Source organism: Aporhodopirellula aestuarii (genome assembly GCF_023701485.1).
Classification (GTDB): domain Bacteria; phylum Planctomycetota; class Planctomycetia; order Pirellulales; family Pirellulaceae; genus Rhodopirellula; species Rhodopirellula aestuarii.
Map to the genome: position 1 here is coordinate 30,239 of NZ_JAMQBK010000118.1, position 9,969 is coordinate 40,207.

General features: G+C 57.4%; 9 protein-coding genes. 3 read left to right on the plus strand and 6 right to left on the minus strand.

Features of this window, described 5'->3' with window-relative positions; all coding sequences use genetic code 11:
- Window positions 1–3 precede the first annotated feature (3 nt).
- From NB063_RS30690 to NB063_RS30700, 3 genes are all read right to left on the minus strand, one after another.
- Window positions 4–1,320, minus strand: a complete 1,317-nt coding sequence (locus NB063_RS30690) for a sensor histidine kinase (RefSeq protein WP_250933408.1) — start codon at window positions 1,318–1,320, stop codon at window positions 4–6.
- Window positions 1,320–1,907, minus strand: coding sequence for a response regulator (locus NB063_RS30695; protein WP_250933410.1), 588 nt, complete (start codon window positions 1,905–1,907; stop codon window positions 1,320–1,322). The genes NB063_RS30690 and NB063_RS30695 overlap by 1 nt, the downstream gene beginning before the upstream one ends.
- 615 nt (window positions 1,908–2,522) lie before the next feature.
- A complete protein-coding gene (locus tag NB063_RS30700; protein ID WP_250933412.1) occupies window positions 2,523–3,191 on the minus strand; it encodes a hypothetical protein in 669 nt (222 codons plus the stop codon).
- A 280-nt stretch (window positions 3,192–3,471) separates the two neighbouring features.
- On the opposite strand from NB063_RS30700, the gene NB063_RS30705 reads away from it, so the two are divergent.
- Entirely contained in the window at window positions 3,472–4,317 is an 846-nt protein-coding gene (locus NB063_RS30705; RefSeq protein ID WP_250933414.1) for a hypothetical protein, read from the plus strand.
- Window positions 4,318–4,485: 168 nt separating this feature from the next.
- Here NB063_RS30705 and NB063_RS30710 read toward each other — a convergent pair whose 3' ends face one another.
- The 3 genes from NB063_RS30710 to NB063_RS30720 all read right to left on the minus strand — a co-directional run bounded on the left by NB063_RS30710 (window position 4,486) and on the right by NB063_RS30720 (window position 5,876).
- Window positions 4,486–4,953, minus strand: coding sequence for a hypothetical protein (locus tag NB063_RS30710; RefSeq protein ID WP_250933416.1), 468 nt, complete (start codon window positions 4,951–4,953; stop codon window positions 4,486–4,488).
- A gap of 11 nt (window positions 4,954–4,964) precedes the next feature.
- Window positions 4,965–5,252 (minus strand): hemin uptake protein HemP, encoded by a 288-nt coding sequence (gene hemP / locus NB063_RS30715; RefSeq protein ID WP_250933418.1) that lies wholly within the window; start codon window positions 5,250–5,252, stop codon window positions 4,965–4,967.
- A 342-nt stretch (window positions 5,253–5,594) separates the two neighbouring features.
- On the minus strand, window positions 5,595–5,876 hold the full coding sequence (locus NB063_RS30720; RefSeq protein ID WP_250933420.1) for a transcriptional regulator: 282 nt from the start codon (window positions 5,874–5,876) through the stop codon (window positions 5,595–5,597).
- A 516-nt stretch (window positions 5,877–6,392) separates the two neighbouring features.
- On the opposite strand from NB063_RS30720, the gene NB063_RS30725 reads away from it, so the two are divergent.
- Both NB063_RS30725 and NB063_RS30730 read left to right on the plus strand, forming a co-directional pair.
- Window positions 6,393–9,251 (plus strand): hypothetical protein, encoded by a 2,859-nt coding sequence (locus NB063_RS30725; RefSeq protein WP_407652747.1) that lies wholly within the window; start codon window positions 6,393–6,395, stop codon window positions 9,249–9,251.
- Between the two features lie 101 nt (window positions 9,252–9,352).
- Window positions 9,353–9,814, plus strand: coding sequence for a ferritin-like domain-containing protein (locus tag NB063_RS30730; protein WP_250933424.1), 462 nt, complete (start codon window positions 9,353–9,355; stop codon window positions 9,812–9,814).
- Window positions 9,815–9,969 lie beyond the last annotated feature (155 nt).

Genomic DNA, 9,969 nt, shown 5'->3' on the forward strand with positions numbered 1-9,969 from the left:
GGCTTAACGAGGCAGAGTTAACGTCGCCACGCAACCTGCCAAAGCGGGAGCCAATCGAACGCTCCCGCCATGCAGTCCCGCGATCCGATCGGCACGACATAAGCCGAGCCCCAAACCGCGTCCGGCTTCGCGACCACTGTAATACGGGTCCATCGCCATCGCCGCCTCCTCCGCCGTGATGCCCGGCCCGCTGTCGGCAACCGCAATCTGCACGGTTTCGTCGTCGCAAGTGATCTCGATGCGAATGTGTCCGTCCACGCCGATCGCCTCGATCGCATTTCGCACGAGTACCAACACGGCTTCGCCGATCATTTCGGCATCCGCATCGATCACACAAGATTCATCATCGCACGTGTTGCATACTTCGATGTTGATTCCGAGTCGCGAGGCCGTTTCAGCGGTCGAATCGATCACGCGATCGATCCGATCGATCAAGCCAAACGGTTCGGATGAAATCGCAGGTGGATTGGCATAAAACATCAAGTCCGCGATCATCGCATGAGCGCGAGAGGTTTGATCGACGATCCGCCGCAAGGAATCTTGGACGGCGGGTTCACTGACTTGATGCACGAGCGACTGTGCACGCGTGGAGATGTTCGCCAACGGATTGTTGATCTCGTGACTGAGTCCATACGCTAAACGGTGGGCGAGATCACGTTTGGACGCGTTCACCGCGTCTGCGATGGAATCGTTTCGCACACGAGATTCATCAAACAGGCCGACCCACCGTCGAATCGCCAGATGCACATCAGTGCGAGGAGCAATCGGTTCAGTCGAATCGACCGCGTTGCGAAAGGCTTCTTGGATGGAAGCTAGAACCGGATTGGGTATGCCGGCAACTTCGAACCAAGGATCCGCCTGCGATAACCAATTGCGAATCGGAACGACACGAAAATAGTCATCGAGCCGAGTGAATTGTTCGAGCAATGAATCTGCCGCCTCACCATCGGGCGCGGCTAACCAATCCGTTTCTCGCCAAACGTCACACCCATGACGACACCACCAGGAGGCGAGATCGCGCAGCGAAGCGGAGCCGGCGGACGATGCCGAAGAAGAGTCGGACGGTGGGGAGAGATCCCCTGCTGAATTTGTCCGGTTGGTATTGGCTAATGAAATTCGCGCAGCGGTGAAAACGACAAGTGCCGGATCCACTGACATCGAACGCACGAGCGTTTCGCAGTTTTGCGTGGACGCTGTTTGGACCATTGCCAGCGCGTCCACAATTCCAGCGACCGAAGTCGCTTTGAGCGGGAACCATCCGCCACCGCCTGGATGGATCGGCGGCAGCCAACCTGCGTAACGCATGGTCGTCGGTGGCATTAACCCATCACGCCACGTTCCATTTCGAGCAAGTCGCACGCCCGCCCGACGAGATCGTCGATCGAGAATGGTTTTTGCATGAAATCGTTCGCGCCGGCGGCTTTCAACGCGTCCACCTTGCTGTGTTCAACCATCCCCGAAATGCACAGGATTTTCACCGTGTCCATCGAAGGATCGCTGCGTACACGCTGGCAAACTTCTTTACCGTTGATATCGGGCAACATCACGTCGAGGACAACGAGGTCCGGTCGGAATTCTTTGACACCCATCCCGGCATCGAAGCCGTTATTGGCGGTCCGAATTTCGAATCGGCCGTCACGTTGAAACCCGTCTTGCATGAGATCAACGAGATCCTGATCGTCATCAACGATCAACAGTTTCTTCTTGCCGCTTTCGAGGGCATCGGTGGGGATGCCGTTGTCCTTCATGAACATATAAAGTTGTTCACGAGGGATGCGACGGAACTTGCTGCCAGGAACTCGAAAGCCCTTGAGCGAACCGTTGTCAAAGCAACGGATAATCGTCTGTTGGCTCACCTTGCAAATTTTTGCGGCTTCGCCAGTCGTAAAGACAGTTTTCTTGGTCATGGCCGGAACCATCCTCCCTGTGGGGTAGTACCATTACCTAAAATAACGAAGGCTTTAGATATCCCACCTTCGCTGTGTCACTTCATTTAGCAAAACCTCGGGCACGATGCACTAGCACTTATGCCCTGCAGTCGAGCACGCAGCCCCCAAACTCTTTTTATGGGCTCAAAGCCCGATAGCGAGTGCAGAACACGTGCGGTCCGCAAGCGGCATAAGCAACCTGTCTTCCCTGGCTTGCCAATCTTTAAAGATTCTACCGATTTGGCAAACTGGGTCAAGATTGATCTGAGGGGTGACCATTGCGAGAATCCCCCCGTTACACATGCATAACGCGTCTATCCCGTTGGCGAATAAAAAACTTTGCGATGTTTTTTATTTCATTGGCCGAGCACACCAGAGGCTCGGCGAAACGCGCGATCAACGATACAACATTTGCTATCAAATCGACCGCGCGAAACGAATTCGAACCCAGACTCGCTTCTGGGACGATCGCCTGCCGTCGCTATCGTGACTAAGAACTGCAGCAGAACTTACGCAGCCTTCATGAGCACGGCTTAGCAGAGACTTGGCAGCCCCGGCAAACGTCGAAACTGCCTCTTGGATTCTGCTATCGGCTTAGCGGCTTGGAAAAAACGGTTGTCCGCTGCTTTGATAACTTTGCGAAGGTGCCGGCAACGTGTTGCCACGTGAGGTGGAACGCGAAGGTTGTGGTGACGTTGAGGAACCGCGAACGTCACGTGGGTCACCAGTCGCCGCCGATCTTGCTTTGTCATCACTCAGACTCCAACGTTTCCCGTTGAGTCCCGTTTGTGAGTTCCAAGTCAGTCCGGGAACAAACATGATCGACGCGATGCTCGGTCCGTTGATCGAAGCGGTGCCCCACTCGGTTTCAACGGTGATGAGTTTGACGTCGGTCGCTCCGGTGATCGAGTCACCATTGAGCATCACGACGGTGGTGGTGGCGTCATTAGCGGAAGCGAAACGGACGCCGGCGACTTCCGACAACGGTATGCTGGCCGTCCCGAACGAGGTTTGCATTTGCAACTGCGTTGTGTCCGTGAGCGTGCCTTCGATGGTGTTATTGGTCACCAACGTCACCGTGACACTGAGCGGGCGTACCGTGGGCGTGGCTTTCGCAGGACTGATCGGTTTCGCCTTGGTGGGCTCCGCTTTGACCGGTTCGGCGGTGGGAACTTCCTGAGCGTTCACGCGGGTCGTCGCGGTGAGACCGGCCACGCAAACAATGACAGCTAACAGAGCTGGGACTAAACTTCGATTCGACATTGGGACTCTCGTGAGAAACCGGGCATGTGTTTTTTTGATTGGGGGCGAGAAACCAGAGTGCCTCCCGCGATCGCTTCAGGATAATTCGACGCCACCCAAAATAGTCGGTAATCCTAACAGAGGGGCAAAAGCGACCGTCCCGCGTGAACAAACGCTCAAAACTGGCCCATCAAAGTCGATGCAGACGTCACAATCCCGAATAAACTAGAGTGACTCTCGACCGATGCTGCGAAGCGATCGATCAGGCTCATCCACTTCATTCGTCTTTCGGTAAATAAACATGTGGCCACTGACCAACGGTTTACGCTGCCTTACCGGTCCCGAAGCGGCACTCTTTCGTGGCGGCATCGGGATGATGGTCATCGACTTGGTCACTGAACTCAATACGGAACCCGAAGACGGCCACCCCTCGTATTTTGACGATGACAACGTCGACGATTTCGGTTTTTCTGCGCCCCGTTGGTATTCGATGTGGGAACCGGGGCAACGGGTCTGGTTGCTCGAACGCGTCACAACATCATTGTTGGCCGCTCGTTCGGCACCGCCTCCTTCGGCAATCTTTGAAGCGACCATCGAAGCGGTCTATGTCAAGATCGCCGATCTGATCGCGATGGAAATTACGACGGGCACGCCGATTCAACGCGGCAGTTGGCGAGGATCGCTGCTCGACGCGTACGTGCAACGATGCCCTCACGACAGTCTTCTGGGAGCGTTGCAATTCGAAGCGACCACGATCGACCCGTGTCTGCCGCCTTCGGTGACACGGCAATGGAACGCGGCACAAGCATCGAGCGACGATGGTGAATCCGATTCACCAGACGCCCAACCATCAACGGCCTCGAAAGACGATGCGTCTCGCCGCAAGCAAAAATCACGGGCCGATGAACCGGATTGGATGGCATGGTGGACGAGTGTGATCGAACGACTCGTCGATGCGACCTACGGCCCAAGGCTGTATCGCGGTGCCGAAGAATATCGTGACGGCGATCCCAAACTATTGCAGCGTTTCCTGCGATCCAAGGGCGTCAACGAAAAGTTCATGCATCGCATCCCGCCATTACGATCACGCAGCCAAACGCAAGCGGCAGTCGGTCGTCTCCGAGCAATCGTGTTCAAAGGCGATTGAGCAGCAAGCTTGCGTAGCGCAAGACGTCCAGACATTCGGCCCCGCCATCAACACTTCGACAACCAGGGCCGACGAAGGAGACTTGTGCAAACGCCCCAACCACTTCGATGTGACGTTGACGGGTTGGGTCAATCTGCCAACAACCCGCCGAAGACTGCTCAACCCAAACTAAGCGGGCACGGCCTCGTCGGAGCGAATCGTCAATGCGATTACTTCCCCATCGGCGGAGAGAACGCGTTGTGGTACCGCCGACTTTGCAACCCGGTCTCGACGACTTGGAGGACGGGTTTGGCAGCGTTGTGCGGAAACGTGGCGATCACCGCTGGGCAGCATCGTCATCCGCATCGCCGTCCACTGGTCGAGCGTCAATTCCATCTCACTCTGCGTGAACCAACCCACCGCTGGGCTGAACGATTCCTGACGCAGAACGATCGGCCGATCCCGGATCGCTTGGACCTGTTCACAAAATGGCCGTGAAGTTAAGGGCATCGTCGCTTCTGCCGCCGACTCGCAGGATTGCTCGGGCCGAAATAACTGAACCGAATCACGCGAGTCCATCGAGCGATGCACGACCACCAATCGCTGGTGCTCGGAAGCTCCTGGAATCACCGACAGAATATTTTCGTTGGGTGTCACGCTGCGCTCAATCACTTGGTAAGAATCAATTTGCCCTGCCGCGTTTTTCGCAAGCGGTAGAGTTGCCCTTCGTTCTCGATCCAAATCTCATCGCCACAACGGGCGAGACTTTCGAACTTCACCACCTTCAGAGCGTGTGGCGGATGTGCCGCCCCCGAAGGATGTGCCGCTCCGTTGACGGAGCCCATCACCCGGGTCTCGATCACGGCCGATTCGACCACCGTAGCACCGGCACTGGCAACCGACTGCGCGGGTGGCAACGGCTCGGTGGGTTCAGAAGTCCGCGGCGTCGATTCCATCAAAAAGTCGCTGAGTCTGGGGAAATCCCGCGAACGTAGGGTTCGCCAGGGTCATTTCCTCCCCAATTTACGCAGCCGTGGAACCAGTGGCAAGCCTTATTGCGAATCATTAGCAATAAAAGAAATAGCTTTCCAATCCCCCTGAGGGAAGTGTCGAGCAGTTTTTGCTTGCCCCTCCCGTTGGGGAAGATCAAGCGAGGCGAGCGGACGGCCGATCATCGAGTCCAGCCTGGTGGCCTCCCCGGCCTGGAGAGGGAATGTTCTTACCGGCTGTTGCAAAGGCAATCCACAACACCCGGTATCAATCACAGCGTCCGGTGCGTCGCCTCTGTTACTGAAAACCTATTCCTTCTCGAGCATTTCTTTGTATTGGTCGCGTTCGCGACGGGTCGCTTCGAGATCGAAGATCAAGTACTTCATGTCCAATCGCAGCTGCGACAACGCTTCTTGGACCAAATTGAGAATGCGACGACGACGGGTGCTGCACTCAACCACTCGTGCCAGGGCCGGTGCAACGGCGTCACGATAACGTTGTGGAAGAGCTTCGATGGCCGCAGCCATTTCTTGGAGTTCAACCGGGGTGTCGTCGGTGAGCATGGTTTGGTTGGCGGCAATCTTGGTCATGGTCAATTCTTTCAGTTGGAAAGTTGGTGCCGAGTGGTCGGCGGTGGCCGTGTTGGTTTTGATTGATAGCCTTCCATTGCATTCGAGATGCCACTTCGGTGCGGCATCCACCCGAAAACTCGCAAACCCCTTTCAAACAAAGGACTTACGAAAACAGGCAATTTGTGTTGCGAAATCGCAACGTTGTCTGGAAGCAACGTCGGATCAGCCTGGACGGCGGACCCAAAACTTGGTACCAGAAGGACTTAGGTCTTATTTTAGTTCGAGTTGGATCGTCGGTGAGAAAACGCAACGTGTCGTTGTTTGGTTGCCACATCCTCGTCGCCGGGAACGGAAATGCCGTGGGCGTCGATGGGGATCGCGGTGACAGGTTGGTTTCCCGCAGAGGTGATCTTTGTGCGAGTGGATTGTTCCGCCCGCCAATGCTCGGGTCAATGATCAATGCCCCTTCGAAATCATTTGGTGGACTTTGCCGACATGGCTGTGCCGGGTAGGAAAACTGTTCAGCCAACGTCCATGCGATGCCCTCGCGTTTGCTTCTGCGCGCTCGTATCCACGCTGCTGGTTTTCGTTTTTTCTGCGACCGCGCAAGGACAGTTGATTGATCCATTGGACGCGTATCCGCCCCGCTGGTCGCTCGACGAAAACGACTGTGACGCTCGGATTACGGAACAGGGACACGCCAACGACGCCGGGGCAGAAGGCGGTCGCTGTGAAACTGTCACGATGCTCATGTCGCATGGCACGAAAGCCGTCTTGGTCTACCCGATCGAACCGGTTCGTCCGATCGATGCGTTGACGGCGACCATATCGGTCAAGGGACTTAGCAGGGGGATCCGCATCGGATTTCGCGTGCGTTTTCCTTACCTCATCGACCCACAAACTAAACGCCCCGCGGCGCTACTCGTCTACGGATCGTCGTATGACCACATCGGCGAATTCCAACGTCTCGGCGTCAGTGACATCGATCGCGACTTAAAACTCAAACGCGTCGCTCTGCGCAACCAATTCGGTGCACGCGCTGATGTCTCCTCGCCTTACGTCGATGCGGTCGTGATGAACGCGTACGGCGGACCGGGGAACCACACGCTGCGCCTCGATCTTCTCAAAATCGAAGCGATGGTCCCCCTGATCGATGACCTCGCGGCGGCGCACGCATCTGGTAAAAACGCCGACGCCCTTGCCGGCACAACCATGCGTGACCCCAATTCTTACGATTCACGCCGGCAAACATTTGAATCGCTTCCCGAACTCGCCAAGCCGATCGGAACCGCGTTTCCGGTCGGACGCGTGACTCGGATCCTACAGCACAACGGCGAACCGCTCGCGTGGGTCCGCTCGCTCGGTTTTGACAGCGTCTGGATGTCGCAACCGCCCAATGCATCGATCCTTTCCGAAGCGATCGCGGCGCGGATGAAGATCTATGCTCCCGCACCCTCGTCGCCCGACGAGTCACTCGCACCGTTACTCGAACCCGTCGCAGGCTGGATCGTTGGCGTCAATCGGCCGATGGATTCGACCAACGTCGCCGACCACGAAGACGACGCGCGGCGTCTGAGAAATCTACCCGTACGATGGCGACGACCGCTGGTGGGTTGCCCGGTCGAATCGTTTCGCGAATACGCATCCATGCTCGACGCGGTCGTCTTGGATGCACCGCCGCGGGTCCGCAATCTGTCGAGCGCTGCTATCAAGGCGATTCGTGGTGGCCAATCGGTCCGCATGAGCGGCAAACCGATGGCGGTGGGAATCTCCGGAATGGCCAACCACATCGCATCGCTTCAAACGGACGCAATCGCCGCCCGAATCGGCACACCACCACGCGAAGGATTTCTGTGGCACGGGATGTGGCGACAGGTCGCCGATGCACTCGGGGACGCCCCCGATGCGATCCTGATCCGCTCAACGACTCCGCTTTCGGGCGGCACGCCGCTGCAACAAAACCGAGCGATGTCGCTGTCATTCGTCAACCGTTTCTCCGCGGCATTGGAGCAGTGGGTCAGCGGCGCGACGGTTCAACCCGAAGGCGAACTGATTCGCGACTCCGAATCCGGGCTGCCCATCTATTTCGCGCACCGCGTCTCCTCGGGCCCGACGACTTTGCTGATCATGACCACCGCGATGGGCCGTGGCGACGCGGCGATCGCGGGCGACGGAAAATCGATCAGTATCCGGCTTCCTCCCGCCGACGAAGGCAAACTGATTTGGAGACTGACTCACTTCTCCGCCGAACGCGTCACACCGCAAACTGATCTCAACGGCACAACGGTTTCGATCGTTTCACCGGACGTGGTCGAAGTCATCGCGATCAGTGACGCGATTTCGGAAGCCGGTAAGATCGCAACCGCCGCCCAACGGTTCGCCCGCCAAGCGGCGATGGATCGGTGGCAATTGGCGAGCGAAGCGATCAACCGGAGCGAACTGTCATGGAACCAAGCCGTCGCGGCGCGAGTCGTCACGCGTTCGGCGCCACTGGACCTCATCCAAGTCGCACGATCATCACTCGAGAACGCCGAACAACTCGTCCGCAGCGGTCAAGCCGAATCGTCGCTGCGGATGTCACGACGAGCCGATGCGTGGTGCGCCAAGAGCGACTGGATGTTGCAAGACGCGTTGCTCGAAGGTGTTCACACGTCGGCTCAATCGGCGATGTCCTCAACCGAATCAAACACAGGACGTTTCGTCAGCAGCCCGCCAGTCATCGTGGGCGATTTTGAAACGCAAGTCGCTTGGTCGCCACTGCTAAAAACGCCGGTGAATCAACTATCCACCTACGCACCATCGGTCGTTAATCAATTGGGTCTGCGATCTCGCTGGGGCGCCAACCGGATCGCGGGCGGCGACTTTGAACGTGGCCAATCGCTCACCGGCGGCGACGCTCTCGAACGGGAAGGCTGGACGCTGGGACGGCGTCATTCCAAATGGGCGGAGGCGAACGCCAGCTTGATCCACCGGGGAGCGTTCTCGGGGCACGGTGCGTTGCGGTTGCGTGTGACGCCCCGCGGCAGCGACCCGTTGCCGGGCGGGTACGAAGGCACATGCCTGATGGTGCGAAGCCCTGCGGTCCGCCTGCAAGAAGAAGGCGTGGTCCGTATCGACGCAGTCGTTCGCACGCTCGGGTTCGCCAACCCACATCAAGGGCTGTTGATCTACGACTCCGTCGGAACCCAGGAAATGGGCGTCCTGGTCAGCGATCAACCACAATGGACGCCGGTGACTCTGTTTCGGCAATTGGGCCCCGACACCACGCTACACGTTATGATGGAAGTGATCGGCGGCGGTGAAGCGATCGTCGATGACATCCAAGTCCGAACGTGGGAAACGACGGCGAATCCCGCCGCGATGCTGCGTCCGCTGGATCCGACGCTCCCGTAAAGCCAGCGTTCTCGGTGATACCCTTTCCCGGGCGCAACAATTCTGGCACGCTATCTGTTACCACAAATCGTCCCCTAACCTCTAAACCAGGATCTATTCCCATGGCCAACGAAGCCCTGATCGACTGTCTCAACGAAATCCTGAAACACGAGTGGACCGGTGTCGCTCAGTATTCACAGGCCTCGTTCATCATTGAAGGCCTTTGGCGCGAAGTTTATGCCGCGAAATTCGAAGAAGACGCAAAGGAATCATTCGGTCACGCCAAATTGATCGGCGACAAGATCGCTTCGCTCGGCGGCGTCCCCGTCGCAACCCGCAACGAAATCAAACAGAGCAAAGACCTGCGTGAAGTCCTCGAATTCAGCTTGGCCTTCGAAGCCAAAGCGGTCGAGATGTACACCAAGGCTCTCGAACTCGCTGAATCACACCGTAGTCTCGTGGTCTTCCTCGAAGACATCCTCCTTGAGGAACAAGAAGGCGTCGACGAGTACACCAAGCTCCTGCGGGACACACCAGCCGCTCACGCGTCGGTAAGCGACGAAGCCGCCCGCAAGTCCGGCTAAGCCAACCGCGGCGGCACAGCCCGCGACACCCGCCTCACAGGCACCATAAAAAACGATCGCCCGGGAAACCCCCGGGCGATTTTTTTTGCCAACTCACCGCTAGCGGTTAGCGGTTAGCGGTTAGCGGTTAGCGGTTAGCAACTAGCAACTAGCAA

Coding starts and splice junctions, on each gene's coding strand:
- hemP (WP_250933418.1), bottom strand. CDS start 5,252: ATGGAATCGACGCCGCGGACTTCTGAACCCACCGAGCCGTTGCCACCC.
- NB063_RS30720 (WP_250933420.1), bottom strand. CDS start 5,876: ATGACCAAGATTGCCGCCAACCAAACCATGCTCACCGACGACACCCCG.
- NB063_RS30725 (WP_407652747.1), top strand. CDS start 6,393: ATGCGATGCCCTCGCGTTTGCTTCTGCGCGCTCGTATCCACGCTGCTG.
- NB063_RS30695 (WP_250933410.1), bottom strand. CDS start 1,907: ATGACCAAGAAAACTGTCTTTACGACTGGCGAAGCCGCAAAAATTTGC.
- NB063_RS30690 (WP_250933408.1), bottom strand. CDS start 1,320: ATGCCACCGACGACCATGCGTTACGCAGGTTGGCTGCCGCCGATCCAT.
- NB063_RS30730 (WP_250933424.1), top strand. CDS start 9,353: ATGGCCAACGAAGCCCTGATCGACTGTCTCAACGAAATCCTGAAACAC.
- NB063_RS30700 (WP_250933412.1), bottom strand. CDS start 3,191: ATGTCGAATCGAAGTTTAGTCCCAGCTCTGTTAGCTGTCATTGTTTGC.
- NB063_RS30705 (WP_250933414.1), top strand. CDS start 3,472: ATGTGGCCACTGACCAACGGTTTACGCTGCCTTACCGGTCCCGAAGCG.